Annotated in this window: 18 protein-coding genes; 15 read left to right on the forward strand and 3 right to left on the reverse strand. The window is 65.2% G+C overall.

Going from position 1 to position 26,616, the window contains the following annotated elements:
• Positions 1–4: 4 nt before the first annotated feature.
• Positions 5–2,116: an ATP-dependent DNA helicase RecG gene (gene recG / locus VG543_RS11495; protein WP_423178579.1), complete on the forward strand. Its 2,112-nt coding sequence runs from the start codon at positions 5–7 to the stop codon at positions 2,114–2,116.
• A 173-nt stretch (positions 2,117–2,289) separates the two neighbouring features.
• Here recG and VG543_RS11500 read toward each other — a convergent pair whose 3' ends face one another.
• Positions 2,290–3,618 carry a Fic family protein gene (locus VG543_RS11500; protein ID WP_423178580.1) on the reverse strand — a complete coding sequence of 443 codons (1,329 nt, stop codon included), beginning with the start codon at positions 3,616–3,618 and terminating at the stop codon, positions 2,290–2,292.
• A gap of 226 nt (positions 3,619–3,844) precedes the next feature.
• On the opposite strand from VG543_RS11500, the gene VG543_RS11505 reads away from it, so the two are divergent.
• From VG543_RS11505 to VG543_RS11550, 10 genes are all read left to right on the forward strand, one after another.
• The gene (locus VG543_RS11505; RefSeq protein WP_197595499.1) at positions 3,845–4,783 is read left to right on the forward strand and encodes a nucleoside hydrolase; all 939 of its coding nucleotides are present in this window, start codon (positions 3,845–3,847) and stop codon (positions 4,781–4,783) included.
• Positions 4,784–4,871: 88 nt separating this feature from the next.
• Positions 4,872–5,114, forward strand: coding sequence for a type B 50S ribosomal protein L31 (locus tag VG543_RS11510; RefSeq protein ID WP_005410871.1), 243 nt, complete (start codon positions 4,872–4,874; stop codon positions 5,112–5,114).
• A 296-nt stretch (positions 5,115–5,410) separates the two neighbouring features.
• Complete coding sequence (locus tag VG543_RS11515; protein WP_059035290.1) at positions 5,411–6,688, forward strand: citrate synthase; 1,278 nt, start codon at positions 5,411–5,413, stop codon at positions 6,686–6,688.
• A gap of 437 nt (positions 6,689–7,125) precedes the next feature.
• On the forward strand, positions 7,126–8,193 hold the full coding sequence (locus tag VG543_RS11520; RefSeq protein WP_423178581.1) for a hypothetical protein: 1,068 nt from the start codon (positions 7,126–7,128) through the stop codon (positions 8,191–8,193).
• A gap of 519 nt (positions 8,194–8,712) precedes the next feature.
• Complete coding sequence (locus VG543_RS11525) at positions 8,713–9,210, forward strand: CS1 type fimbrial major subunit (RefSeq protein WP_423178582.1); 498 nt, start codon at positions 8,713–8,715, stop codon at positions 9,208–9,210.
• A 61-nt stretch (positions 9,211–9,271) separates the two neighbouring features.
• Positions 9,272–12,001, forward strand: coding sequence for a TcfC E-set like domain-containing protein (locus tag VG543_RS11530; protein WP_423178583.1), 2,730 nt, complete (start codon positions 9,272–9,274; stop codon positions 11,999–12,001).
• A gap of 137 nt (positions 12,002–12,138) precedes the next feature.
• Entirely contained in the window at positions 12,139–13,149 is a 1,011-nt protein-coding gene (locus VG543_RS11535; RefSeq protein ID WP_414486873.1) for a CfaE/CblD family pilus tip adhesin, read from the forward strand.
• An 18-nt stretch (positions 13,150–13,167) separates the two neighbouring features.
• Positions 13,168–13,875 carry a pilus assembly protein gene (locus tag VG543_RS11540; protein ID WP_423178584.1) on the forward strand — a complete coding sequence of 236 codons (708 nt, stop codon included), beginning with the start codon at positions 13,168–13,170 and terminating at the stop codon, positions 13,873–13,875.
• 61 nt (positions 13,876–13,936) lie between these two features.
• The gene (locus VG543_RS11545) at positions 13,937–18,823 is read left to right on the forward strand and encodes an ESPR-type extended signal peptide-containing protein (RefSeq protein ID WP_423178585.1); all 4,887 of its coding nucleotides are present in this window, start codon (positions 13,937–13,939) and stop codon (positions 18,821–18,823) included.
• A 69-nt stretch (positions 18,824–18,892) separates the two neighbouring features.
• Positions 18,893–19,636 (forward strand): hypothetical protein, encoded by a 744-nt coding sequence (locus tag VG543_RS11550; protein ID WP_423178598.1) that lies wholly within the window; start codon positions 18,893–18,895, stop codon positions 19,634–19,636.
• A gap of 216 nt (positions 19,637–19,852) precedes the next feature.
• On the opposite strand, the gene VG543_RS11555 is transcribed toward VG543_RS11550, so the two are convergent.
• Positions 19,853–20,497, reverse strand: coding sequence for a hypothetical protein (locus tag VG543_RS11555; RefSeq protein ID WP_180867334.1), 645 nt, complete (start codon positions 20,495–20,497; stop codon positions 19,853–19,855).
• A 336-nt stretch (positions 20,498–20,833) separates the two neighbouring features.
• Positions 20,834–23,257 carry a penicillin-binding protein 1A gene (locus VG543_RS11560; protein ID WP_171953534.1) on the reverse strand — a complete coding sequence of 808 codons (2,424 nt, stop codon included), beginning with the start codon at positions 23,255–23,257 and terminating at the stop codon, positions 20,834–20,836.
• 219 nt (positions 23,258–23,476) lie between these two features.
• On the opposite strand from VG543_RS11560, the gene VG543_RS11565 reads away from it, so the two are divergent.
• The 4 genes from VG543_RS11565 to VG543_RS11580 are packed head-to-tail and all read left to right on the forward strand — an operon-like array spanning position 23,477 to position 26,611.
• Positions 23,477–24,535, forward strand: a complete 1,059-nt coding sequence (locus tag VG543_RS11565) for a pilus assembly protein PilM (RefSeq protein WP_010484061.1) — start codon at positions 23,477–23,479, stop codon at positions 24,533–24,535.
• Complete coding sequence (locus tag VG543_RS11570; RefSeq protein WP_180877605.1) at positions 24,535–25,425, forward strand: PilN domain-containing protein; 891 nt, start codon at positions 24,535–24,537, stop codon at positions 25,423–25,425. Before VG543_RS11565 ends, VG543_RS11570 begins: the two co-directional genes overlap by 1 nt.
• The gene (locus VG543_RS11575) at positions 25,422–26,078 is read left to right on the forward strand and encodes a type 4a pilus biogenesis protein PilO (protein WP_010484063.1); all 657 of its coding nucleotides are present in this window, start codon (positions 25,422–25,424) and stop codon (positions 26,076–26,078) included. Before VG543_RS11570 ends, VG543_RS11575 begins: the two co-directional genes overlap by 4 nt.
• Before the next feature lie 26 nt (positions 26,079–26,104).
• Complete coding sequence (locus VG543_RS11580; RefSeq protein ID WP_010484064.1) at positions 26,105–26,611, forward strand: pilus assembly protein PilP; 507 nt, start codon at positions 26,105–26,107, stop codon at positions 26,609–26,611.
• The last annotated feature ends 5 nt before the right edge of the window (positions 26,612–26,616 follow it).

Consider the following 26,616-nt stretch of genomic DNA (forward strand, 5'->3'; position numbering starts at 1 on the left):
CCACGTGGCACGCAAGGCGGCGGTCACCCCGGTCCTGTCACCGTCCGGCGAAGCATCCCTGGCGATGCTCGCGGGCGTCGGTCCGGCCGTGGCCGCCAAACTGCAGGCGCGTGGCCTGGCCACCCTGCAGGATCTCTGGCTTCATCTGCCACTGCGCTATGAAGACCGGACCCGGCTGACCCGCATCGAAGACCTGCGCAACGGCGTACCGGCGCAGGTGGAAGGGCGGGTGGTCGCGGTCGAGCGCGGCATGCGCTACCGGCCGATGCTGAAAGTAGCGGTGGAAGACGAAGGGCAGGGCACCCTGGTGCTGCGCTTCTTCCATTTCCGCCAGCAGCAGGTCGGTCAGTTCGCGGTCGGCAACCGGTTGCGCTGCTTCGGTACGCCCAAACCGGGCCACCTCGGCCTGGAAATCGTCCATCCCAGCTACCAGGTGCTGGGCCGCAACGACGATCCCGAACTCGGCGACCGCCTCGACCCGGTGTATCCCACCGTCGAAGGCGTCGGCCCGATGACTATGCGCAAGCTGATCGGCCAGGCGCTGGACCGCCTGCCCGAGGAAAGCGCGCTGGAACTGCTGCCCAGCGGCTGGCTCGATGGCCTCGGGCTGCCGTCACTGCGCAGCGCGCTGCTGACCGTGCACCGGCCGCCACCCGATGCCGATCTGTCCGCGCTGGCCGCCGGCACCCACCCGGCGCAGCGCCGCCTGGCGATGGAAGAGCTGCTGGCCCACCACCTCAGCCTGCGTCGCCAACGCATCGCGTTGCAGGCGCACCATGCGCCGTCGCTGGCCGGCCCCGGCAAACTGGCCAATGCGCTGCTGAAGCAGCTGCCGTTCGCCCTGACCGGCGCACAGGCGCGCGTGTTCAAGCAGATCCGCGAAGACCTCGCGCGGCCCAGCCCGATGCTGCGGCTGGTGCAGGGCGATGTGGGCTCCGGCAAGACCGTGGTCGCCGCGTTGGCGGCGATGCTGGCGGTGGAGCAGGGCAAGCAGGTTGCATTGGCTGCGCCCACCGAGCTGCTGGCCGAACAACATCTCAACAACCTGCGCGGCTGGCTGGAACCGCTCGGTGTGCGCATCGCCTGGCTGGCCGGCAAAGTCACCGGCAAGGCGCGCGCCAAGGTGATGGAGCAGGTCGCCAGCGGCGAAGCGCAGGTGGTGGTCGGCACCCACGCACTGATGCAGGAGGCCGTGGTGTTCCAGGATCTGGCACTGGCCATCGTCGACGAGCAGCATCGCTTCGGCGTGCATCAGCGACTGGCGCTGCGTGACAAGGGCGCAGGCGGCAACAGCGTGCCGCACCAGCTGGTGATGACCGCAACACCGATTCCGCGCACGCTGGCGATGTCCGAATACGCGGACCTGGATGTCTCGGCCATCGACGAACTGCCGCCGGGCCGCACCCCGGTGCAGACCGTCGCATTGAACAACGATCGTCGCCCGGAGCTGATCGAGCGCATCGCCCTGGCCTGCCAGGAAGGGCGGCAGGTGTACTGGGTGTGCACGCTCATCGAGGAAAGCGAAGAGCTGGACGCTACACCCGCGCAGGCCACCTACGAATCGCTGCAGGCGCTGCTGCCCGGCGTACGCGTGGGGCTGGTGCATGGCCGCCTGAAAGCTGCGGAAAAGCTGGCCACGATGGTGGCGTTCAAGGCCGGGCAGATCGACCTGCTGGTGGCGACCACCGTCATCGAAGTGGGCGTGGACGTACCGAACGCCTCGTTGATGGTGATCGAGAACGCCGAACGCCTCGGCCTGGCCCAGCTGCACCAGCTGCGCGGCCGCGTGGGGCGTGGTTCGGCGGTATCGCGCTGCGTGCTGCTGTACCAGGCGCCGCTCTCGCAGATGGCGCGCGAGCGCCTGCAGACCATGCGCGAAACCAACGATGGTTTCGTCATCGCCGAGAAGGATCTGGAACTGCGCGGCCCCGGTGAATTGCTGGGTACGCGGCAGACCGGCCTGGCCGGTTTCCGCATTGCCGACCTGGCCCGCGACGCCGGCCTGCTGCCCGGCGTGCATGACCTGGCCGAGCGCCTGCTGGACCAGCAACCCGCGCTGGCCGACCGCGTGGTGCAGCGCTGGATCGGCACCGCCGTGCGTTACGCCTCGGCGTGATGTCGCGTTGGTGGGGGTGGACCTTGGTCCACACATCCACGCATGGCGTGGATCTACTGTAGAGCCGAGCCCGCGCTCGGCTGCTGTTCGCGTTGCGCGCGGGAGTCGAGCATGGCTCGTCTCTACAGACGGCGCTTTCGATCATCCTCCCGTCATCCACGTATGGCGTGGATCTACAACACCAAGCGTTCCGACAGGCCTGGAAGCACCAGATATTCTGACGCTTTGCCGACGCGCTCTTTGCTGACAAGCCCAGATGCCACCAGTCCATTCAGATCCTTCAATGCGGTCGGATAGGTGATGGTGTGTGCCGCCTGGTGGCTGGCGACGGTGTAGGTCCGATCAGGATCTTTCAGCGCGTTGGCCAGCAATGCGCGCTGACGGTGATTGAGCTGCATGCCGCCAAGCCGGGCGGTTCGCAACATGCGTCGCGCTGCCTGATCCTCTGCATGCTTCCTGGCGATGTAGGCGTGCAGTCCCTGGATCGATTGCTCAATGGCCTCCAGCTGTTGCGCAACGAAGTAGCCAAGATCCCGGTTGTCACTTTCGGTGTACAGGTAGGCCCGCATGTACTTGCCTGGGGACTTCTTCAGCACGCTGGAAATGGAGAAGTACTCGGTCATCCAGTACCCGGCATTCATCATTGCCCAGTAGAACAGTGCGCGCGCCGTACGGCCATTTCCATCCACGAAAGGATGGTCATAGCCAATCTGGAAATGTAGTGCGATGGCTTTGGCGACGGGATGCACGAACGGTGTGCTTTCTTCATTGATGAACGTGCACAGCCGCTCAATCCGTGCAGGCACTTCCTCGGCTGGAGGAGGGATGTGCAGAAGCGTCGGCGGTGAGCCGCGATCGAAGATCGCAACGTTGTCTTCGGCGGTTCTGAAACGCCCGCTGTCGGTTGGCAGCTCCAGCGTGCCGTCGGTGAGGATGCTGTGCAGTTCCAGAATCTCGCCGGGAGTGATCGGGCGTATGCCGCGCTCGCGGATCACGTTCATTGCCACGTAGTTGTTGTAGATCATGCGCTCGGACTGGTCGCGCGGCGCGCGGCCCGTGCTCAACATTTCCTTTGCCACGGCCCGCGTGGTTGAGGCGCCCTCCAACTGCGATGAGGTCATCGCTTCCTCGATCAGCGAGCGGATCATGAACCGTCCTTGGCCGCTGGCAGCATCCACACCCTTCACCGAGCCTGCGGCCTCCCGGTCAATGTAGTGCAGGTGCCGCTGCATTGAATCGGTAAGTGCGAGCTTGAAGGGTTGCTGCGTCTTGTCCAGCAACAGCGGTAGCGGCTTCAGCAATGCTGCGCGCGTCCACGTGATACCCAGCCACCACTGCTCCGCGTTCAGGCCTGCCGGTGGCGCTCTGTGGCGCACCTTGTCCCAGTGCTCATAGGCGCCGTTCACCTCTGGCCCGATCCGGGCGTCCAGGATGGTACCGAGGGTCTCGACGTATTTCCGGGTGAGGGTTGCCAGATCGGGAGCTGGCATGGGCAGCTTCATGGCGGCTTTCTATAAAATATTTATCACTTTTTATAGCAAATGATGTTGAGCGCTCCAAGCGTGCCCAATCAAAATTCGTTCATGTTCGTGAGCGAGTCGGGCGGGGCCGTTAGTGGCGAGCAAAGGATCCGACGCTCTCCCCGGCACCTTTGCCGTTGGGGTAGTGCGGTATTGCAACGGTCATCAACCCGGTCCACACTTCGTTGCCGATCTGAAGACGGCAACGATGACCCACAAGATCCCGCTGTTGATCGACACCGACCCCGGTGTGGACGACGCCCTGGCCCTGCTGATGGCCTTCGCCGACGAACGGCATGACGTGGTCGCCCTGACCATCGCCGCCGGCAATGTCGGCCTGCAGTACACCGTCCGCAACGCCCTCAAGCTCTGCGACATCGTCGGCCGCGCCGACGTGCCGGTGTTTGCCGGCAGCCCGGATCCGCTGCTGCATCCCTCCGTCGACGCTGCCCACGTGCATGGCCGTGACGGCTACGGCGACGTGGACCTGCCGCCGCCCAGCCGCCAGGCCGAAGCCGAGCACGCCGCACTGGCCATCCTGCGCCTGTCGCACGAGCACGCCGGCGAACTGATGCTGGTGATGCTGGGCCCGCTGACCAACCTGGCCCTGGCACTGAAGCTGGACCCGACCCTGCCCGAGCGCATCAAGCGCATCGTGGTGATGGGCGGCGCGGTCACCTGCCACGGCAACATCACCCCGGCGGCCGAATTCAACATTGCGTTCGACCCGGAAGCGGCGCACGTGGTGTTCACCTCGTTCAAGCACCTGCTGGTGTCGGACTGGGAGGCCACCGTCGCCCATGGCCTGCCGCTGCAGGACGCCGAGAAGTGGCTGCAGGCCGATTCCGATCGCGCCCGCTTCTACGAACTGATCTCGCGCAAGACCCGTGGCCTGTCCGAAGACAGCAAGGGCGGGCGCTGGTACACCGCCGATGCGGTGGCCATGGCCTGGGCGCTGAACCCCGAAGGCCAGCTGCGGGTCGAGTCGCGCCCGCTGAACGTGGAGCTGAACGGCACGTTCAGCCGCGGCGCCACCATCGTCGACTGGAACCGCCAGACCGGCCAGCCGGACAACTGCGATCTGCTGATGGCCTACGACCAGCAGCGTTTCGAGGCCCTGGTGCGCCAGGCCCTGGGCGCGGACTGACGTCCGTGGCCCGGCACCGGTTGCCCCGGGCGGCAACCGGTGCTTATAATGCCGCTCTTGACCACCAGCCCATTTACGGTGTGAGCCCATGAAGGCCGATATCCATCCGAACTACCGCGACGTCGTCTTCCATGACGTCACCTCCGATTTCAAGATCCTGACCCGCTCCACCATGGCGACGAAGGAAACCATCCAGTGGGAAGACGGCAACGAATACCCGCTGGTCAAGGTTGAAATTTCCTCGGCTTCGCACCCGTTCTACACGGGCAAGCACAAGGTCATCGACACCTCGGGCCGTATCGACAAGTTCCAGAAGCGCTACGCGCGCTGATCTGTCGATCCAGCTTCGAACCAACGGCCGCGCTCTGCGCGGCCGTTTGTTTTTCCCCAACGCCAACCCAACGGGCGTTTGGATGGACGGAACACTGCGTTCGTGTGACAACGCTTTTGCCGATCCGGGCCGCTCAATGGCCGGCGTCTGGCTGCCTGTCGTATACGACTTCTGTCTAGCGCCGGGCAAATGCTGCTGTGCGATAATGACCTGATCCCCGGCACAGGCCGAGGACGTCATTCACGTGCCTGACCAATGCGCTTGGGCAGGCGCCTTCCCATGAAGGAGCGCACACAGTGTCCGATCTTGATCAGGTCACGCTCAACGCCGGCGACAAGTCGGTCGTTCTGCCCGTCATCAAACCCACCCTTGGCAACGACTGCGTCGACATCGCGAAGCTGACCAAGGAAACGGGGTATTTCACCTACGATTCCGGCTTCACCGCGACGGCCAGCTGCAAGTCCGCCATCACCTACATCGACGGCGACAAGGGCGTGCTGCTGTACCGCGGCTACCCGATCGAACAGCTGTCGGAAAAGTCGAGCTACGTCGAAGTGGCCTACCTGCTGATCAACGGCGAGCGCCCGAGCGCCGAGCAGCTGAAGGCCTTCACCGATGAGCTGACCGCCGAAGCCAACGTCGATGAGTCGATCAACACCCTGATCGGCAGCTTCGCCAAGGATGCCCACCCGATGGCCATCCTGGCCGCTGCGATCGCGCAGCTGTCGGCCATCTATCACGACTCGCTGGACCTGTCCGACGCCGAACAGCGCCGCCAAGCCGCCGTGCGCCTGATCGCCAAGGTGCCGACCCTGTCGGCGCTGATCTACCGCCACGGCAAGGGCCTGCCGGCCAACAAGCCGGACACCTCGCTGGACTACGTCAGCCGTTTCCTGAAGCAGACCTTCGAGTCGGCTGACGGCCAGTACGATCTGAACCCGGACGTGGTCAAGGCGCTGGACCTGCTGTTCATCCTGCACGCCGACCACGAGCAGAACGCCTCGACCTCGACCGTGCGCCTGGTCGGTTCGACCGGTGCCAACCCGTACGCGTCGGTCGCTGCGGGCGTCACCGCGCTGTGGGGTCCGGCCCACGGCGGTGCCAACGAAGCCGTGCTGAAGATGCTCGAAGAGATCGGCAGCGCCGACAATGTCGAGTCCGCCGTGGTCAAGGCCAAGGACAAGACCTCCGGCTTCCGCCTGATGGGCTTCGGCCACCGCGTCTACAAGAACTTCGACCCGCGCGCCAAGGTCATCGGCGAGATGACCAGCAAGGTGCTCAAGCAGCTGGGCGTGCAGGATCCGCTGCTGGACGTGGCCGTGAAGCTGGAGCAGGCCGCGCTGCAGGACGAGTACTTCGTCGCCCGCAAGCTGTACCCGAACGTCGATTTCTACAGCGGCATCATCTACAAGGCGCTGCAGATCCCGACCGAGATGTTCACCGTCATGTTCGCCCTGGGCCGTACCTCCGGCTGGGTGTCGCATTGGCTGGAACAGCAGGTTGATCCGGAAATGAAGATCGGCCGTCCGCGCCAGGTCTACACCGGCAGCGACGTGCGCGACTACCAGGGCTGATCGCCCCGCGTGAGTTGTGAGAAGAACGCCCCGCATCCGCGGGGCGTTTTTTTTGGAGCGGACCTGGTAGGTGCGGACCGTTGGTCCGCACGATTTCGGCGCCCGCGAAAAATCATCCACGCACGGCGTGGATCTACCACCGCAACCGCCTTCGGTAGGTGCCAACCTTGGTTGGCACGCTTTCCCATCCACGCACGGCGTGGATCTACCACCGCAACCGCCTTCGGTAGGTGCCAACCTTGGTTGGCACGCTCTCCCATCCACGCATGGCGCGGATCTACCGCCGCACCCGCCTTCGGTAGGTGCCAACCTTGGTTGGCACGCGCTTCACCGCGCCAAGACCGCGTGATTCAAGGGTCTCGCCAGCTTCACAAGCGCTCGCGCAGCCTCAGGACGCCAGCTGCATCCGCAGCACCTGAAATGGAGCGTCCATCCCGATGAGTACCCGATTCGACCCACCCGAGCGCGGCCCGCTTGGTCCCGACGTCGCCACTGTCGTCACCGCCCCGATCATCACCCCTCCCAGCGAAAGCGCCGTGTCCTGGGGCGCGATCTTCGCCGGTGCCGCCGCTGCCGCCGCACTCTCCCTCATCCTGCTCATCCTCGGTGTCGGCCTTGGCCTCTCCTCGGTGTCGCCGTGGTCGTTCGAAGGCGTCAGCAAGGAAACCTTCGGCTGGTCCAGCATCGCTTGGCTCACCTTCACCGCACTCGCCGCCTCGGGCCTGGGTGGCTACCTCGCCGGCCGCCTGCGCACCAAGTGGACGCAGATCCATGGCGATGAAACCTATTTCCGCGATACCGCGCACGGCTTCGTGTCGTGGGCGGTGGCCACGCTGCTGACTGCGGGCCTGCTGACCTCGGCCATCGGTGGCGTGCTGGGCGCCGGTGCAAAGGTGGCGGGCGCCACCGCAGGCGCTGCCGCATCCACGGCCGGTGTTGCCGCTGCGGGCGCCGGCAGCGCTGCCGCTGCGGCTCCGGAAGGCGACCTCAACTACTGGGTCGATTCGCTGTTCCGCAGCACCACCAGCGCAGGGCCGTCTGCTCCTGCAGCGCCGCCGCCGGGTGCACCGATGGATCCGAATGCCCCCCCGCCGCCGCCGGCACCGGGCGCCGGTCCACTCGACGCGCGCATCGCCCCGCCGCCGCGCCCGATGCCGGGTAATGGTCCGATGGGCGACCGCCGCGAAGTGCGTGCCGAAGTGAACCGCATCATCGTCAACAGCCTGCAGGGAGACGGCCTGGACCCGGACGACACCCAGTACCTGGCGCAGCTGATCGCGCGCGAAACCGGCATGAGCCCGGCCGAAGCGCAGGCGCGCGTGACCGATGTGCAGACGCGCATGCGTGCGGCGCTGGAAAAGGCCAGGAACACCGCCAAGCAGGCCGCCGACGATGCCCGAAAGGCGACCGCCTATGCCGCGTTGTGGCTGTTCATCACTCTGCTGATCGGTGCGTTCTTCGCCAGCCTCAGCGCCACCTGGGGCGGCCGCCGCCGCGACCTGTAACCCGCCTTCCACGCAAGGAGACCTGCAATGAAAATGATTCTGCTCTGGTTGTTGGGCGTACCGATTCCGCTGCTGATCCTGTACGCGATCTTCTTCTGATCGTGCGCCAACACGATGTGGCATCAGGCCGCCGAAAGGCGGCCTGATGCCATCCAGCAGATCCACGCCATGCGTGGATGACCCATTGTAGAGTCGAGCCGTACTCGACTCACGCGCGCAGCGCGTGTGCTTCGCGCAGTGTCGGAAGAGCAGTCGACTAACAGTCGACTCTACAAATCCAAGGCAATGAGGTTTGTTGCATTCAAGCAGTGAGGGAGTTTGCATAACCCTCAAACATTGAGCGAATTCAAGAATTCTCCTTAACGTTCAACGTTTTAGGAATCCTTGAATGGCCTGCATGGCAATGGATTTCTAACATTCTCTCCGTCGCCCGCAACCACCTCTGCGGGCGGCGCTTCCCTCCCTTTTCTCCTTGGGGAGGGGAGCTTTCAAATTCCCCCTTGTCCGAGAGAGACAACCATGCACGCCATTCTCAAGAAGGCCGCGCTCGCTGCAGCGCTGGTTACCGCTTCGCTGTCCGCGCACGCGCTGGAAACCAAGATCACCGTCTACGCCGACGTCGACCCGACCCTGGCGCTGCTGCTCGAGGACGGCACCCCGCTGCCGGATACCGTGCAGATGACCCACGATCCGCTGCGCGGCCTGCTGCCGTCGACGCAGCAGGTGCGCATCCACTCCAACGATATCGATAAGGACATCGAGGTTCGCCTCGGCCACGATCCGGTGCTGCTCAATGGCGCCACCCGCGTGCCGCTGGCCGTCAGCCTGAACACCGATGCGCTGACCACTGCGGTCACCGAGTTCAAGGCGGCTGACCTGTTCAACGGCGCCAGCTCGACGCCGGGTGCCTCCATCTCGATGCCGCTGACCATCGCCCAGGCGGGTGCCGGTGGCCCGCTTACGGTCAACGGCCGCTACGAAGGCATGGTCTACATCGTCATGAACCAGAAGCCCTGATCCACGGCTTCCCGCGCCGGCCCGCATTCCGGGCCGGCCGCTACTCCAGCGGTACTCCCCAATGACCCCACACGCCCCCGCCGTTACCCGGCTGGCGGTCGCGCTCGCCTTGGCGATGTCTGCTCCCCTGGTCGCAGCCCACGGCGTCCCCGCCGGCTTCGAGGATCTGGTCGAAGGCCAGACCGAACAACTCGACATCCAGCTGTTCGGCCGCTCGGCCGGGCTGTCGCCGGTTCGCGTGACCCTGGAGCACGTGCAGCTGGAAGACCCCGCGCACGTGCTGCAGGCGTTGGACCTGCCTGCCGAAGCACAGGCGGCGTTGCTGCCGGCGTTGTCGCAACCACTGCCGCGCAACAGCCACCTGGCCTGCCGCTTCGGTGGCGCCACGGCCGGCTGCGGTTACCTCGACCCACCTGAAGACCCCACCGCGGCGCGCGCGCTGTATGACGAAGGCGAGGGCGCCGTGCGTCTGTTCGTGGCGCGGCAGTGGATTCCGGGAGAGCCGGCAGCGGAGCGTTACCACAAGGTCACGGCCAATGCCGAGAACGCCTTCCTGCACCAGCAGACACTCAACGTCAGCGGCGGCCGCGACTATCAGGCGCTGTCCGCGCGCGGCGTGGGCACGCTGGGCCTGTTTGATCGCGGCCACCTGTCCGCCGACTGGTACTACACCCAGCAGCGCTACCGCAGCCGTGGCAGCAACGACGACTTCCAGTTCGACAACGTCTATTACCGCCATGACCTGGGCCAAGCGCATTACCTGCAGGCCGGGCGCATGGACCGCCGCAACCTGTCCAGCCCGCAGGGGGGCACCTTCAGCTTCAGCATGCTGCCGCTGGACCGCTTCCAGGGCGCGCGCGTGGGCACCACCCAGGCCTACGTGGATACCGACGCCGCCGTGCAGGCCACGCCGCTGACCGTGCTGTTGGCGCGCGATGCGCGCGTCGATGTGTTCGATGGCGAGCGGCTGCTGCAGACCTTCTACCTGCAGGCGGGCATCAACCAGATCGACACCCGCAATTTCCCGTTCGGCAACTACCTGGTGCGCATGCGCATCTATGAGGACGGTGTGCTGGTGCGCACCGAGGAGGCGCCGTTCGACAAGGGCGGCGACTGGACCAACAGCCAGTGGCAGTGGTTCGTGCAGGGCGGCCGCCGCAATGAGCGCCGCAGCGACCGCTTCGATGGTGAAAGCGTGGCAATGGCCGGCGTGCGCGTGCCGCTGGGCCGCGATGCCGCACTTACCGCGGGTGCCGCCAACCTCGGCGGCCACAGCTACGGCGAGCTGCGCCTGGACCTACGCCGCGTGCTGGCCACCCAGGAAATGCGCGCCACGCTCAGCGGCATGCGCGGCAGCGATGGCAGCAATGGCCAGCAGCACCAGCTGTCGTACCGGCGCAAGGCGTCGTGGAATCTCTACCAGCAGCGTATGCGCGGCAAGGCCTGCCAGTTCGAGGCCGATGCGCGCGACCAGCTGGGCTGCACCAACTCACTCAGCGGTTCGATGTCGCTGCCGCTGGGCGGTGGCAATGTCTACGTGGGCTATACCCGTCGCCAGACCTGGCGCACCGGCTGGCATCGGCCTGAATTCGAGCAGGACCCGTTGTTCGGGCTGGATCCCTTGCTGCCGCCCGGTCCGCTGGAACCGCGCCGCGAGCCCGTGCTCAGCCGGACCTGGCAGGCCAGCTTCAGCCGCAGCCACCGCTGGCAGGACTTCAGCGTGTCCACGCGCGTGGGGCTATGGCAGCAGCGCAGCACCGACAGCGTGCGCGGCAGCAACGAGCGTGACCGTGGCATCTACTTCAACCTCAGCCTGACCCGCCTGCAGCGCAGCCATGACAGCAGTGGTCAGCGCCGCTATGCGGTGGACGTGCGCCAGCCGCAGCATCAGCGCCCGGCCATCGACTACAGCGTGGGCCAGAGCCTGCGCCAGGACCGGGACACGCACTATCGGGAGCTGAACGCCGAACTGCGCGGCAACAACACTGACCGTTACAGCGCCTCGCTGAGCGGCCAGCTGCAGAACGGCATCGGCAACACCACCGCCAGCATCGCGCACTATCAGCAGCGCGGGCGTGGCGAGACCGGCTACAGCGGCAGCCACAGCTCCGGCTTCGCACTGGGCCGGCGTGGTTTCTACTGGAGCGGTGCCAACGGCGCCGAGGCCGGCCTGGCCGTGCAGGTGGACGGTTTCGACGATGCCGACCTGCATGGCGTGGCCGCGGAACTGCAGGTGGGTGGGCTGCGCCGACAGCGTCTGCAGATCGGCGAGCGTCGGCTGCTGCCGCTGCAGGCCTATCAGTCGCAGCGCGCCGAAGTGCAGGACGCCAGCACGCTGGACAGCATCGCCGCGATCCGCGTAACCGGCGTGGGCGGTGCACGGCCGATGTTCCTCACGCCCGGCAAGCTGATGCGCATGCCGGTGCCGATTGAAGTGACCTACACCTTCATCGGCAATGCCAAGGACCTTGCGGGGTCGCCATTGGGCGGTGCCCGCATCCTCAACGCGCCGGTGCCCGGCACCAGCGCCAACGGCAGCTTCGTTGCCGATTTCCCGCGTCGCGAAACAACGCTGTACCTGCTGCAGGACGACCGCCTGCTGCACTGCCCGTTGCAGGTGCGCGAGCGCCGCCAGGTGGTGCTGCTGGTCGGCGCCGTGCACTGCGAGCCGCTGGCCGTGGCCCAGCTGCCCCCCGAGATCCGCCAGCAGGCCCGCGTGACCCGCCTGCTGCAGGAACGCGCGTTGATCGCCGCCACGCCCCAGACCGCTGCTGCAGGAGGTACGCCATGAGCCGGCGTTGGATGTGTGTGTTGATGCTGGTGTGTGCGCTGGTGCTGGTGATGCCACGGGCGTGGGCGCAGTGGCCGCCGGAGACGCATCCGACGGACCAGAGCCGGGACATCGTGATGAGTTGGGATCGCTCGACGATGCCGGGTGATGTGGTGCTGTGGGCGCCACGGACGGTGCTGGGGTTCAGTCACGACCTGGCGTTCAAGTATGGGCAGATCCATGTGGTTTGTGGGTCTGCTTCTGATAGTGAATTTGGGCGGTGCCCGACGGAAAGTGACCTGAGCTCGTCTGGGGGAACAGGAACAACAGAGATAGCATTGCGTCTCGTCGAACTGAGGACTGGCCTGCGTACCGAGATTCGTGCAGTTGGAAACCTACAGCGAGCTATGTCGGGGTATCGCTGCACCTTAGATTACTGGGACTCAGTACCGCGTGTTCTGAATTCAGCATTCTGGTACACATGCGGCATAGGGAGCGGGGCAGATCAGCCGCTCGGAACGGGCATCGAGATGATCCTGCCTCAACGCGAGATCTCGCGACTTGTGGCAGGCCACTGGAAGGCCACGATGCGCCTGAACATCAAGGTCGATCCGGCCGCACCGCCCGTCGCCACGGCTACCTTCAACTTCGACTTCACCGTCACCGACTACGACGCGATCTCGATCTACTTCCCCGGCTTCGACGGCATCGCACCGCTGGTCAACATGGACCTGCGCTACGACCCCATCCGCAAGATGGTCGGCGGCTACAAGGAAGTGGACATGTGCCTGTACGACGGCGTGGGCTCGCAGAGCGAGTTCCTCGGCGTCACCGTGCGCGACAGCGGGCCACGGCCCCCGCCCGGAAGGGACTTCGCGGTCTGGCACGGGGACGGTGGCAGCGATGACACCCAGCGCCTCGACTACCAGGTCAGCCTGAAATACGGCGGCAACCGTCTGGCGATGAAGAACGGCGAAGAACAGCTGCTACGCGGTATCGACAGCGCGCAGTTGCGGCTGGTGATGCTGCCGGGCATCAGCCAACCCGTGTACTGCGTGCCCACGCCGCTGGTGCTGGAAACGCCGCCTACGCCCATCGCCAGCAAGCGGCCCGGTCTCTACGACGGCGAGTTGACGGTAGAGCTGCGCGTGCCGACCGCCAAACCCTGATCCCCACGGAGCCTCATCATGAAGAAGCTGCTGTTCTGCCTGTTGCCGCTGAGTGCGCTGCTGGCCCCGCCGGCGCATGCCAACCTCTCCATCCATCCGATGCGCGCGGCCGTCGATGGCAAGCACGGTACGCAGATCCGCGTCTACTCGCACTCCACACAGCCGCAGTACGTGCAGGCACGCCTGTTGCGCATCTCGAATCCTGCCCAGGTTGGCGAGGAAGAGGTGGAAATGGAGGCGGCCGATGCCGCGGTCGCCATCACCCCTGGGAAGTTCGCACTGAGTGGCGGAGGCAATCGCCTGATCCGGGTCATTCCGCTGCGTACTGTCGAGAAGGAAGCGGCCTACCGCGTCTATTTCGAGGGGGTCAGGGGCCCGGACGGGACCCTTCTCGAAGATGACGAGCAGGCTGCCCAAGCCAACGTCGGCGTCAGCCTGGTCTGGGGTGCGCTGGTGAACGTGCTGCCCACCAACGGCAGCGTGGATCTGCAACTGCAGGGCGACACCCTGCGCAATGTGGGGACCCTGCGGGTCGGCATCACCGGGCTGGCCGAATGCAGCGCCAGTGGTGCCTGTACGACCCACGACTTTGCCAAAAGCCTGTACCCGGACGCGGAGCTGAAGCTGCCGTTCCAGCCTCAACCGGGCAATACCGTGCAGCTGCATTACCGCCTGTCCAAGGACGGCTACCGCGAGCACGTAACCACCCTGGCGCCGAGCGCCTGATCGTTCTGGCCCCGCACTATTCGCGGGGCCTCATTTCCGAAGTCCTGTTAAGGGAGAGAGCATGAACCACATCTATCGTCGTATCTGGAGCAATGCAAAGCAGTGTTGGGTGGTCGTGGGCGAGCTGGTAGCAGCGCGTGGAAAGCCACGAAGCACCTTGATTCATCGTCGCGGGACCGCACTGATTGTCTTCATCGCACTGGCCGGTGCGGCGGGCAGCGCGAATGCGGGTCTCGATGTCGGTTGTTCGGGTGACAACGGGAACATCCGGCATTGCATTCCATTCATAGGTTCGTGGGACCCTCGCATGTCGACAGGCTATGCCGACATGGGTCTGGATGTGACGAACTCGATGGCGATCGGTGCGGGGTCCAGAATGTACGGAAGCTACTCGTTCGCATTCGGTCAAGGTGCGCGAGTCGAGAAGCGTAACAGTGTCGCGTTCGGCTACCACTCTACGACCTCTGACGTTGACAGCGTCGCCATCGGCTATATGTCGCGTACCGGCGCAAATGGTGGTCACAGTATTGCCATCGGGGCGAGAGCGTTTGCCGATTACATTGGCGCAACCGCTCTGGGGAACAGCTCAGCGGCTCGCGCCGAGAATGCTGTCGCCATTGGAAGCGGCGCCTCGGCGACCGCATCGAATGCGGTGGCCATTGGTGCCAACTCGGTAGCCAACGGAAGCAACACAGTATCGGTGGGAAGCAACAGCATTAAACGAAGGATCGTGAATGTCGCATCAGGTAACATTTCCTACGGTAGTGCGGACGCGGTCACCGGTGGTCAGCTGTATGAAACCAATCAGAATGTAGCCTCGGCGCGAAGCACAGCGGATTCGGCTTACTCGACCGCCAGGGCGGCCAGGACTGTTGCCGATACGGCGAAGTCCAATGCGGACAATGCCTTGTCGAAAGCCAATGTGCTTTCCGGCCTCCTGAGCCAGACGGCTGCCTCGGGGAACGTTCGCCTAGGTGCAAGTAACAGCGGAACCGTGCTGGACGTCCGCAACAGCGCCAGCGCCAATCGCAGGATCACGGGCGTGGCGGATGCCACGCTAAGCACGACGAGTACGGATGCTGTGTCTGGCAAGCAGCTCAATGCCACCAACACCAATGTAACGGCCGCACGGTCCGTCGCCGACTCCGCCAAGACCAATGCCGACAGTGCGCTGGCAAAGGCCAATACGCTCTCCGGCCTTCTGAGCCAGACGTCTGCTTCGGGAAATATCCGTATAGGCGCAAGCAACAGCGGCACCGCACTGGACGTCCGCAACAGTGCCAGCGCCAATCGCAAGATCACGGGCGTGGCGGATGCCACGCTGAGTACGTCCAGCACCGATGCTGTGTCAGGCAAGCAGTTGAATGCCACCAACACCAAGCTGGCAGATGCACAGCGCGTCGCAGACGCGGCAGCAGCGCGCCTGAACGCATCCGCCCCGGCTATCGGGCTGGCGGCAGAGGCGGAAGGGAGCGGAAGCACCGCCAGCGTAGCGATGGGGCGCTCGGCGAAGGCCTACAACACCAACAGCATCGCAGTTGGTGCAGATGCTCGGGCCGGTGTCGACGCCAACGGCGACAAGAGCGCTGCCACCGGTGCAGTTGCTCTCGGTGCTGCAACGCGCGGTGGCAATGGCGCGGTGGCGGCAGGCCTGCGTGCTTCGGCAGTGGGTGATCGCGCCGTGGCCGTAGGCAATGATGCGACGGCCGCGGCGACCCATGCCGCCGCGCTGGGCTACAAGGCAGATGCGAGCGGCAATCAGGCCGTCGCCATTGGCCGGGAGGCCGCCGCATCGGCCTTGTATTCGACGGCGCTTGGCAATCTTGCAAAGGCGGGTGCCGAAAGTGCCGTTGCGTTGGGCGACCGCGCCCTGGCATCGCACACGGGAAGTGTCGCTCTGGGCAACGGCTCCCAGACCACCGGCATCAATCAGGTCTCGGTCGGCAGCTCCAGTATCAAGCGCAAGATCGTCAACCTGGCGGATGGCGCTGTCAGCAGCAGCAGTACCGAGGCCATTACGGGCAAGCAGTTGAATGAAACCAACGGCCGGGTAACGACTGCACAGAATGCCGCCAACGGCGCGCAGACCACCGCCAATGCCGCACAGGTTGATGCCACCAAGGCCTTGGCTGAAGCCACCGTTCTGGGTGGGCTGGTCGGGCAGGTTTCGGCCACGGAGGCTGTCCGCCTGGGTGAGAAGAACAGTGGCACCGTATTGGATGTGCGCAATAGCGCGAATGCGAACCGTAAGCTGACCGGCGTGGCCGATGGCGTGGTCAGCGCCAGCAGCTACGAAGCTGTGAATGGCAGGCAGCTCAATGCCACCAATGACAAGGTGACGACGGTGGAGGGGATGGCCAAGTCTGCGGGTGCAGACGCTGCCGTGGCAAAGACGGATGCAGCCAGGGCGTTGGTCGAAACCGCAGCACTGGGCGGGCTGGTGGCGCAGGTTTCTGCGTCCGGCGATGTGCGCCTGGGCGGGAAGAATAGCGGTGCGACGTTGGATGTGCGCAACAGCGCCAATGCCAATCGGAAGATCACTGGTGTGGCAGATGGAATCTTGAGTGCCAGCAGTGCTGAGGCTGTGTCTGGTAGTCAGCTTTATTCAACCAATTCACGCGTCTCAGATCTTGAGGATCTTGCGCAGTTTGTGAGCATCGGCTCTGCGCCCTTCAGTGAACGCGCCGAAGCAGGTGTGGCAGGCGTTGCGGTGGGAAATTCAGCAAAGACGGGAATGGAGGGAGGAACCGCGGTAGGCACGTTTGCGGAGGCAATGGGGAAGAACTCCACCGCAATTGGTAGAGCGGCAACTGTCTCTGTGGATTCCGAGAATGGGTTCGCATTGGGAGTCGGTGCACAGGTAGGCGGAGACACTGGCGGTGCACGTGGAGGTGTAGCGATTGGTGCTGGCGCAAGCGTTGAAGGTGGAGCTCTCAACTCGCTAGCACTTGGAATGGGTTCCCAAGCTGATGAGGTTGGGGTTGCGTCGTTCGGGAGTGTCGGCATCCAGCGCCGCCTTGTAAACATCGCCCGAGGCACCGCCGACCACAACGCCACCACCGTCTCTCAGCTCAAGGATTCGCTCGCCACCCTCGGCGGCGGCGCAGGCATGGATGCGAACGGCAACATCATTGCCCCTACTTATGCAGTACAGAGTGGAACTCAGAGCACCGTTGAGGACGCGCTGGTGGCACTCGACGGCGCTGTGATCACCGCAGGCCGCCGGGCGGAGAAGGTGGAAGGCCAGCTCAGCTCGATCTTCCAGGAATCACCCTCGACCCGCGCCGACGGCATGAGCCAGATCGCGCTTAATGGAGTGAATGGCATGGTGCTGACCAACCTTGCTGACGGTCGAGTGGCGCCAGGAAGCCGCGATGCTGTAACCGGCAGTCAGTTGTACGCCGCCGAGCAGAAGATCTCGCAGAATCGGAACGATCTGGAGGCGATGCGCAAGGAGCGGGAGATGGGCGAGCAGGCCATGCGTGGATTGGATGCGAGCGTCATCGACTACGGCGGTGCGCGTTTGACTGGTGTGGCAGAGGCAGGGCTGTCGGCTGATAGCTCGGATGTTGTGCGCGGTAGTCAGCTCTATGAGACCAACAGCCGTGTTTCGGCCATGGAAGGAATCAGCCAGTATGTCAGTGTGGGTACGGCTCCTGAGCATGGCAGTGCTCAGGCTGGTCCGGTTGGTCTCGCCATTGGAAACTTGGCAAAGACGGGCATTGAGGGTGGCACTGCAATTGGAACTTTCGCCGAGGCAATGGGCAAAAACTCAATTGCCATCGGACGGGCGTCCACTGTCTTCCAAGGCTCAGATTCCAGCTTCGCCGTCGGGACTGGAGCTGAGGTTGGTAGGGGCGGCGAGCCCGGTGCAATCGGAGCCATTGCTTTTGGTGCTGGTTCCAGAGTCGATTCCGGGGCCGATGGTTCTATCGCGCTCGGAAGCGGCTCTTATGCAGCCGAGGCGGGGGTTGTGTCGTTTGGTAGTGTTGGTACGAAGCGCCGCCTCGTAAACATCGCCAACGGCACCGCCAACCACAACGCCGCCACCGTCGGCCAGCTGCGTGGCGCACTGTCCGCCCTCGGCGGAGAAGTCGATACCAATGGCAACATCGTCGGCCCCAGCTTCAACGTGCAGGGCCAGTCCCAATCCACGCTCAATGGTGCATTGGAAGCGCTCGACGGCGCAGTCGTCAGCACCACCTCGCGGGTGAACCAGGTCGAATCCCAGCTCCGCTCCGTGTTCCAGGAAACTCCCTCGGTGCGTGCAGACGGCACCCACCAGCTCACCCTGGCCGGTGCCAACGGCATGGTCATCTCCAACGTGGCCAACGGCCTGATCGCGGCCGGCAGGCGCGATGCGGTCAACGGCGGCCAGCTGCATTCGATGCAGCAGCAGATCAACGGCCGCATGGATGGGCTGGAGCAGCGTATCGACGGTCAGCCGCAGGCCCGCGCCACGGCGGCAGCATCCACGCCTTCGCCATCCACCGAAGAGACCGCGCCGGCGCCGGAGACCGGCGGCTCGCCGCAGATCGCCTCAACCGGTGAAGGTGACAAGCCGGCCCCGCAGCCGAAGCCGAAGCAGGACGACACGCCCAAGCCGCAGGTCGACACCGCGGACCTGGAAAAGATGCTGGCCCGTGCCAACGAGTACACCGATGGTGCCATCAGCGCTTTCGAGCGTCGCCTGGACAAGATGGACAAGCGCTTCAACCGCATGGCGGCGATGAGCAGCGCGCAGAGCGCGATGGCGATGAACACCGCAGGTCTGGCCACCTACAACCGCCTCGGTGCGGGCGTGGGCTACAGCGAGGGTGAGTCGGCGATGGCCGTGGGCTACCAGCGCGTGCTCAACGAGAAGGGTTCGGCCACCTTCAGCCTCAATGGTGCGTTCACCAACAGCGGTGAACGCAGCATGGGCGTCGGCGTGGGCATCGGCTGGTAAGCCATGCGGCCCCGGCGTGGTGCGCGTAATGAACCCCGCCGCGCCGGGGTCCTTGCCGAGGAGATGGCAATGTACAGATGGGTACGCGGAATTATCAGCTATCGCACGTTCTATATCTGGCGGGCGCGCTTTCGCTACTACACCTGGAACCTGGACCTGTGGACGCTGATGAGCGGGCTGTGCATCGCCGGTCTTCTGCTGGTGCTGTGGTACCTGTGGCAGATGCTGGGCGTGCCGCCGCCGCGCGTACACCCGAAAGCCGCGGCGCTGCGCATCGAAGGTGTCTCCAGCGAGGCGATCCATCGCATCGTGCTGGTACGCCACGCGGGCAGCACGCCGGGGGCCCCGTTCACTACGCCGGAAGAGGTGCGGGCGAGCACGTTGCGCACGATGCGGGTGCGGCAGGTGATGGACAGCGAAGTGGTGTGGCGGCTGAAAGCCGACATGCTGGCGGACATCGCCGACTACATCACCGCCACGGGTGGGTGCGTCCCGTACGACTGCCGACGGATTCGCGCTCGATTTGAGGATGTGCGCAGGGCGGGTGTTGAGAATGCGCAGATCAACACAGCACTGTCGACGATCCTGGAGGTGTCGCTGGACCAGATGCCGTCGTTGGAGTCGGTCGAGCATGAGCGTGTGAAGAGTGGGTGGTCGGATGGGTTCAACGACATCTATGACCAGATCTGGTTGCTGCGGGGCCTGCAGGTCATGCATGCACAGATGATGCGGGAGTATCCGCAGCGAGCCGCCGCGCCGTGGTTGCCGCGGTTGCTCAGCGACCCGCTGCGCGATACCCGTTTCGTCTGGTAGCGGGAGCAGGATAGGCGTCATCTGCCAGCCTGAAGCACAGTGCGGACCAACGGTCCGCACCTACCGAACACGGGTGCAACGCTCCTGTAGAGTCGAGCCGCGCTCGACTGCTCTTCGGTCGGCACTCGAAATGCCTGAAGCACGGTGCGGACCAACGGCCCGCACCCACCACTGGCAGGTACCGCTGCGCTCGCCGACCATGGGCCGGCGCTACCGTCATCCGCCGATGTACGCGGTAATCTCCGCTTCGGCCAGCAGCTGCCGCAACTGCGCCACAGACGCGCGTCGCATCGGCTTCTCATCCACCGGTGACAGTGGGGCCTGGCGCAGGGCGTCATACGGCAGTACGGCCAGGTCAAAGGTCAGTTCCTCGGCACTGAACACCCACACCGGCACGTCCAGGCTCCGTTCGCGGTCCATGCGCAGCCGACGCGTCCGCGATTCTGCGGGAATGCCGTGTTCGTCCAGGAAGCGGTGCACGGCTTCCGGGTCGTCGCTGTGCAGGTGAAGCTGCACCGGGCTGTTGGCATCGGCGGTGCCTTCCAGCACCGGGCCGGCCAGCCGTGGGGCGAAGCCGTGCAGGAACTCCAGCGCGCGCATGGCAGCCTCTCGGCGGCGCTGCAGTTCGCTGCCGTGCTGGGGGCCAGCGAACAGCCGCTGGTATTCGCGCAGGGCGTCTTCGATCTCGGTGTTGCGGGGCAGGGAGGCATCGTCGTGGATGCCGAGCCGGCTGGCGGCCTTCAACTTGGCCTGGTGGTAGTCGCGGATGCCGCCTTCGGCCATCAGGCGGGCGGCTTCGTGGGCGAGGCGGTGACGCCGCTCGCGGGTCTGGCTGGCAGCATGCTGACGGGCGCGATGCATGCGATGACTCCCTGTTGCGACCTGGCTACAGAGTAGCGCACGGATGTGACATCCGCGTGGGTATTTCACGGAGGCGAGCAAGCGGGTGCCGTTGATCCTGTAGAGCCGAGCCCATGCTCGGCTGCTCTACCGCGGACGCCCGGAGCCGAGCATGGCTCGGCTCTACAAAGGTGACACCAACCCAAGGTTGGCATCTACCGGAGCAAAAGGGTGCCGTTGATCCTGTAGAGCCGAGCCCATGCTCGGCTGCTCTACCGCCGGCGCATGGAGCCGAGCATGGGCTCGGCTCTACAAAGGGCAGTGCCAACCAACGGTTGGCACCCACCGAATCCTTCCTCAAAAGATATCGAACGCGGCGGCGTCGGCCTGCGGCGTATTGAGGTTCAGGTCGTAGTCGGTCAGGCGGTCCATGTCTTCCACCTTCACCCATTCGGTCGCGCCGTTGAGGGTGGCCTGGACCATGCCGCTGGGCGGCTCGTTCTGCGCAATCGGGGTGTCCTTCAGCGCGGTGCGCATGTAGTCGATCCAGATCGGCAGGGCGGCCTTGCCACCGTATTCGCGGTAGCCCAGCGAGCGGAAGTCGTCGCGGCCCACCCATACGGTGGTCACGTACGGGCCACCGAAGCCGGAGAACCAGGCGTCGCGGTGGTCGTTGGTGGAGCCGGTCTTGCCGCCCACGTCCTCGCGGCCGAGCACCTTGGCCTGCACGCCGGTACCGCGCTGGACGACGTCGCGCATCATCGATACCAGCTGGTAGGCGGTGCGGGCGTCGATCGCGCGCGGGGCGGTGCGGGCATCGGGGTTGACCGGCGCGGCCGGGGTCTCGGCCTTGGCTTCGGCCTTGGCCGCAGCAGCCGGGTCCACCTTCGGGGCCGGGGCGCCGAAGTTGAAGCCGTCCACCACCTGGTTGACCGGCTGGTCGCTGCTGCCGGCGCAGTCGCGGCAGGCCATCGCCGGGTTTTCCTTGAACACCAGGTTGCCGTCGCGGTCGTTCACCTGGTCGATCAGCCAGGTGTCCACGCGCGAGCCGCCGTTGGCGAACACGGCGTAGCCACGGGCCACCGACAGCGGGGTGAGCGAGGCGGTACCCAGCGACATCGACAGGTTCGGCGGCAGTTCCGATTCGGCGAAACCAAATTCGCTGATGTACTTGCGCGCGTAGTCCACGCCCATGCCATCGAGCAGACGCACCGAGACCAGGTTGCGCGACTGCACCAGCGCTTCGCGCAGGCGCATCGGGCCGCGGAAACCGCCGCCGTCGTTCTGCGGGGCCCAGGTCTTGCCGCGGCGGTCGCGGAACACGACCGGGGCGTCGAGCACGATCGAGGCCGGGTTGTAGCCCTTGTCGAAGGCCGCGGCGTAGATGAAGGGCTTGAAGCTCGAACCCGGCTGGCGGCGGGCCTGGGTGGCACGGTTGAACTTGTTGCCGGAGAAGCTGAAACCGCCCACCAGCGCCTTCAGTGCGCCGCTGTGGGCATCCAGCGAGACCAGCGCGGACTGGCCGCGCGGGAGCTGATCCAGCAGCCACTCACCTTCCTTGGCACCGGCACGCACGCGCACGATGTCACCGCGCTGCACCAGCTTGCCCGGGGTCTTGTTGGTCCACTTGGCGGCACCGGCCGGCAGCACGATCTCGCTGCGGTTGGCCAGCACCACGGTGGCGCTGCCATCGGCACCGGTGCTGGCAACGATGGCCGGCAGCAGGCCGGCCTGGCCGTACAGGCCACGCAGGTGCTCGGCCAGGGCGGCGGCGTCTTCACCGGCACCCACCTGCACCTGCTTCTCCACGCCGTGCCAGCCGTGGCGGTGGTCGTAGAGCAGCAGGCCATCACGGACGGCCAGGTTGGCGGCGGTCTGCAGGGTGGAGTCGATGGTGGTGGTGACGTGGTAGCCCTTGTTGACCACATCGCCGCCGAAGCGGGCGATCATCTCCTGGCGCACCAGTTCGGCCACGTAGGGCGCGTCGACCTGCACCGGCGGCTCATGCGCGGTGGCGTGCATCGGCACGGCCTTGGCCGCGTCGGCCTCGGCCTGGCTGACGAACTTCAGGTCGGCCATGCGCTGCAACACATAGTTGTCACGACGCTGGCGGGCGCGCTCCGGATTGGAGATCGGGTTGCCCGAGGAGGGGAACTTGGGGATGCCGGCCAGCGAGGCCATCTCGTCCAGGTCCAGCTCGTTCAGCTTCTTGCCGTAATAGAACTCGGCGGCGGCGGCCACGCCGTAGGCGCGGTTGCCGAAGAAACTCTTGTTCAGGTACAGCTCGAAGATCTCGTCCTTGCTCAGCTCGGATTCGATCTTCCGCGCCAGCAGGATCTCGGCCAGCTTGCGGGTATAGCTGTACTCGGAGCTGAGGAAGAACTGGCGGGCCACCTGCTGGGTGATGGTGGAACCACCGGGCACGCGCTTGTCGTTGGTGGTGGCCAGCAGCCACACCGCGCGGCCGATGCCCTTGTAGTCCACGCCGCCATGCTCGTAGAAGCGGGCGTCCTCGGTGGCCAGGAAGGCCTGCTTCAGCTTCTCCGGCACGTCCTTCATGGTGATCGGGGTACGCCGGGTCTCGCCGAACACCGCCATCAGCTTGCCGTCGGCGGCATAGACGTACATCGGCTCCTGCATTTCCACGTCGCGCAGGGTCTGCACGTCGGGAAGCTTGGAGGACACGGCGTAGTACAGACCGCCCACGGCGGCCGCGCCGATCAGCGCCAGGACCAGGACAATCAGGAAGATCCAGCGCAGCCAGCGGCGGAGTCGAGTCATCGGGTTCAGATTCCGATTGCGAATTTCGTGGTCGCAGAGTATAGATTACGCAAGGTGGCGGCTGGGGTCGGCACCGGGGAGCGCAAGGGGAACAGTCAGGGGCTGCATCGTGAATCCGTGAGGAACTTCACAGCAGGGCCGTTGCCATTTGCTAAGAATACGTTATTAATGCTCGGGCGCAGGTCTTGCGTCCAAGTGCCCGTCGGCAGGGGAGAAACCGTGGGGCTCATCCCAAAAAGTCAGTCGCCGCTCGTAGGCGTCGACATCAGTTCGACTGCGGTAAAGCTTTTGCAGCTGTCCCGCAGTGGCAACCGTTTTCGCGTGGAACATTACGCTGTGGAACCTCTTCCGCCGAATGCGGTGGTGGAAAAGAACATCGTGGAAGTGGAGGCCGTGGGTGAGGCCATCCGCCGCGCGATGAACCGCTCGGGGAGCAAGGCCAAGCTGGCCGCTGCCGCCGTTGCCGGTTCGGCGGTGATCACCAAGGTGATCCCGATGCCGGCCGAGCTCGACGAGAACGACATGGAAGCCCAGATCGAGCTGGAAGCGGTCAACTACATTCCGTACCCGATCGAGGAAGTGAACCTGGACTTCGAGGTGATCGGGGCGATCCCGAACAACCCGGAGATGGTCCAGGTGCTGCTGGCCGCGTCGCGTTCGGAGAACGTGGAACTGCGCCAGTCGGCCCTGGAACTGGGTGGCCTGCAGGCCAAGGTGATGGACGTGGAGGCCTTCGCGGTCGAGAACGCCTACGCCCTGGTCGCCAGCGAGCTGCCGGTGTCCATCGAGGGCGTGGTCGCGCTGGTCGATATCGGCGCCACCATGACCACCCTCAACGTTCTGCGCGGCGGCCGCAGCCTGTACAGCCGCGAACAGGTGTTCGGTGGCAAGCAGCTGACCGACGAGATCATGCGCCGTTACGGCCTGAGCTACGAGGAAGCCGGCCTGGCCAAGCGCCAGGGTGGGCTGCCGGAAAGCTACGAGATGGAAGTGCTGGAGCCGTTCAAGGAAGCCACGGTCCAGCAGATCAGCCGCCTGCTGCAGTTCTTCTATGCAGGCAGCGAGTTCAACCGCGTTGACCACATCGTGCTGGCCGGCGGCTGCGCCGTGCTCGGCGGCCTGCCGGAAATGGTCGAGGAACAGCTGGGCGTGCCGACCGTGGTCGCCAACCCGCTGGCGCAGATGACCCTGGGGCCGAAGGTGAACGCACATGCGCTGGCCCAGGATGCCCCCGCGCTGATGATCGCCACCGGTCTGGCGCTGAGGAGCTTCGACTGATGGCACGCATCAATCTATTGCCCTGGCGCGCCGAGCGGCGCAAGCAACGCCAGCGCGAGTTCTACGCAATGCTGGGCATGGCCGCGATCGGTGGCCTGCTGCTGTCGCTGGTGATCTGGTTCTATTACGACCGCCAGGTGAGCGGCCAGATGGACCGCAACGCCTATCTGGAAGCCGAGATCGAAAAGGTCAAGGAACAGAACAAGGAGATCGACCGCCTCGACGCGCAGAAGGAACGCCTGCTGGCCCGCAAGAAGGTCATTGAAGAACTGCAGGCCAAGCGCTCGCAGATGGTGCACCTGTTCGATGCGCTGGTGCGCACGATTCCCGATGGCCTGGTGCTGACCGCGCTGAAGCAGGAAGGCGACGTGCTGACCCTGGAAGGGCGCACCCAGTCCAACGCCCGTGTTTCGGCGTACATGCGCAATCTGGAAACGTCCGGCTGGATGACCAACCCGGAACTGTCGATCATCGAAGCGCGTGACCCCGAGAAGGACAAGGACGGCAAGACCGGCCCGGTTGCGGACATCAAGGCGCTGCCCTATGTGTTCGTGGTCAAGGTGAAGCTGCCGGCACAGAGTGAGGAAGTGGCCGGTACGCCAGGCCTCAACGCCGATGGTTCGGTGGCAACGCCGGCTCCGCCCGCCGTGGCCCCGCTTGCCGCCGGCCCGGATGCAGCGGCGCCTGCTGCACCGGCCGCAGGCCAGCCCGCTGCTGCTCCGGCTGCCCCCGCCCCCGCCGCCGCTCCGGTCAACGCACCTGCTGCCACCCCGGCCGCGCCGAACCAGCCGGCAGCCCCGGCTGCCAAGCCTGCGCCGAAGCCCGAGGGCAGCCGCCTGGCGCAGCCGCCGCAGGCCTTCAACGCCCCGCTGCAGGGGGATCGCGCATGAGCCAGAAAATCGATCTGAAGAACCTGGATTTCAACGACATCGGCAACTGGCCGCAGAAGGCCAAGATCGTCTTCTGCTCGCTGTTGGCGCTGGTGATCATGTTCGTTGCGTGGATGCTGCTGATCAGTGGCAAGCGCGAGGAACTGGCCGGCCTGGAATCGAAGGAAGTCGACCTGCGTGCCGAGTTCACCAAGCAGCAGGAGCGCGCGGTGAACCTGGCACCGCTGAAGCAGCAGCTGGCACAGATGGAACAGGTGCTGCAGCAGATGCTGCGGCAGCTGCCCAGCAAGACCGAAATGCCTGACCTGATCATCGACATCTCGCAGACGGCGTTGTCCAGCGGCCTGACCAACGAGCTGTTCGAGCCGGAGCAGGAGCAGGTCAAGGAGTTCTACGCCGAAAAGCCGATCAAGCTGCGCATGGTGGGCAGTTACCACCAGTTCGGTGCTTTCGTCAGTGGCGTGGCGTCGCTGCCGCGCGTGGTCATCCTGACCATGCACGACATCAACCTCAAGCCCAAGGACAAGGCCACCGGCAACGCCCGCAGCGGTGCGCTGGAACTGTCCGGCACGGTCAAGACCTATCGCTATCTGGATGAGACCGAGGTGCAGGCACAGCAGGCGGCTGACGCCGGCAAGGAGGAGAAGAAGTGATCCGTTCCCTCTTTGCGCGTTGTGGGATGGCAGCCGTCGTGCTGATGCTGGCCGCGTGCGGCCGCGATGTGACCAGCACGCCGGGTGATGCGCCCAACCTTGAAAAGTGGGTGGAAGGCGAGCGTGCCCGACCGGCGCAGCCGCTGGAGCCGCTGCCGGTGATGCAGCAGTTCGAAACCTTCGAATACTCCGCACAGGGCCTGCGCGATCCGTTCACCGATGCCTGGACCAATCCGCAGCAGGGGAATGGCGGATTGCGTCCGGATCCGAACCGGCGCAAGGAGCCGTTGGAAGGCTTCCCGCTGGATGCACTGGACATGGTCGGTACCATCGGCACCGGCGCCGCTACCGTGGCGCTGGTGATGGGGCCGGACAAGGTGACCTACCGGGTACGCCCGGGTGGGTACCTGGGGCAGAGCGACGGGCGGGTCACGGCGGTCTTCGAAGACCACGTGGAGCTGATCGAACTGGTGCCGGATGGCGCGGGCGGCTGGCTGGAACGGCCGGCAACGCTCTCGCTTGAAGATCAATGATCGTT

Origin of the sequence: Stenotrophomonas sp. CASM101 (assembly GCF_049384845.1) — a bacterium.
GTDB lineage: Bacteria > Pseudomonadota > Gammaproteobacteria > Xanthomonadales > Xanthomonadaceae > Stenotrophomonas > Stenotrophomonas hibiscicola.

Excerpts from the sequence above, each read along its gene's own strand:
- VG543_RS11530 (WP_423178583.1), top strand. The coding sequence starts at position 9,272 with ATGACCCCACACGCCCCCGCCGTTACCCGGCTGGCGGTCGCGCTCGCC.
- VG543_RS11505 (WP_197595499.1), top strand. The coding sequence starts at position 3,845 with ATGACCCACAAGATCCCGCTGTTGATCGACACCGACCCCGGTGTGGAC.
- VG543_RS11540 (WP_423178584.1), top strand. The coding sequence starts at position 13,168 with ATGAAGAAGCTGCTGTTCTGCCTGTTGCCGCTGAGTGCGCTGCTGGCC.
- VG543_RS11510 (WP_005410871.1), top strand. The coding sequence starts at position 4,872 with ATGAAGGCCGATATCCATCCGAACTACCGCGACGTCGTCTTCCATGAC.
- VG543_RS11545 (WP_423178585.1), top strand. The coding sequence starts at position 13,937 with ATGAACCACATCTATCGTCGTATCTGGAGCAATGCAAAGCAGTGTTGG.
- VG543_RS11560 (WP_171953534.1), bottom strand. The coding sequence starts at position 23,257 with ATGACTCGACTCCGCCGCTGGCTGCGCTGGATCTTCCTGATTGTCCTG.
- VG543_RS11580 (WP_010484064.1), top strand. The coding sequence starts at position 26,105 with ATGGCAGCCGTCGTGCTGATGCTGGCCGCGTGCGGCCGCGATGTGACC.
- VG543_RS11555 (WP_180867334.1), bottom strand. The coding sequence starts at position 20,497 with ATGCATCGCGCCCGTCAGCATGCTGCCAGCCAGACCCGCGAGCGGCGT.
- VG543_RS11570 (WP_180877605.1), top strand. The coding sequence starts at position 24,535 with ATGGCACGCATCAATCTATTGCCCTGGCGCGCCGAGCGGCGCAAGCAA.
- VG543_RS11575 (WP_010484063.1), top strand. The coding sequence starts at position 25,422 with ATGAGCCAGAAAATCGATCTGAAGAACCTGGATTTCAACGACATCGGC.
- VG543_RS11535 (WP_414486873.1), top strand. The coding sequence starts at position 12,139 with ATGCCGGGTGATGTGGTGCTGTGGGCGCCACGGACGGTGCTGGGGTTC.
- VG543_RS11550 (WP_423178598.1), top strand. The coding sequence starts at position 18,893 with ATGTACAGATGGGTACGCGGAATTATCAGCTATCGCACGTTCTATATC.
- VG543_RS11525 (WP_423178582.1), top strand. The coding sequence starts at position 8,713 with ATGCACGCCATTCTCAAGAAGGCCGCGCTCGCTGCAGCGCTGGTTACC.
- VG543_RS11520 (WP_423178581.1), top strand. The coding sequence starts at position 7,126 with ATGAGTACCCGATTCGACCCACCCGAGCGCGGCCCGCTTGGTCCCGAC.
- VG543_RS11500 (WP_423178580.1), bottom strand. The coding sequence starts at position 3,618 with ATGAAGCTGCCCATGCCAGCTCCCGATCTGGCAACCCTCACCCGGAAA.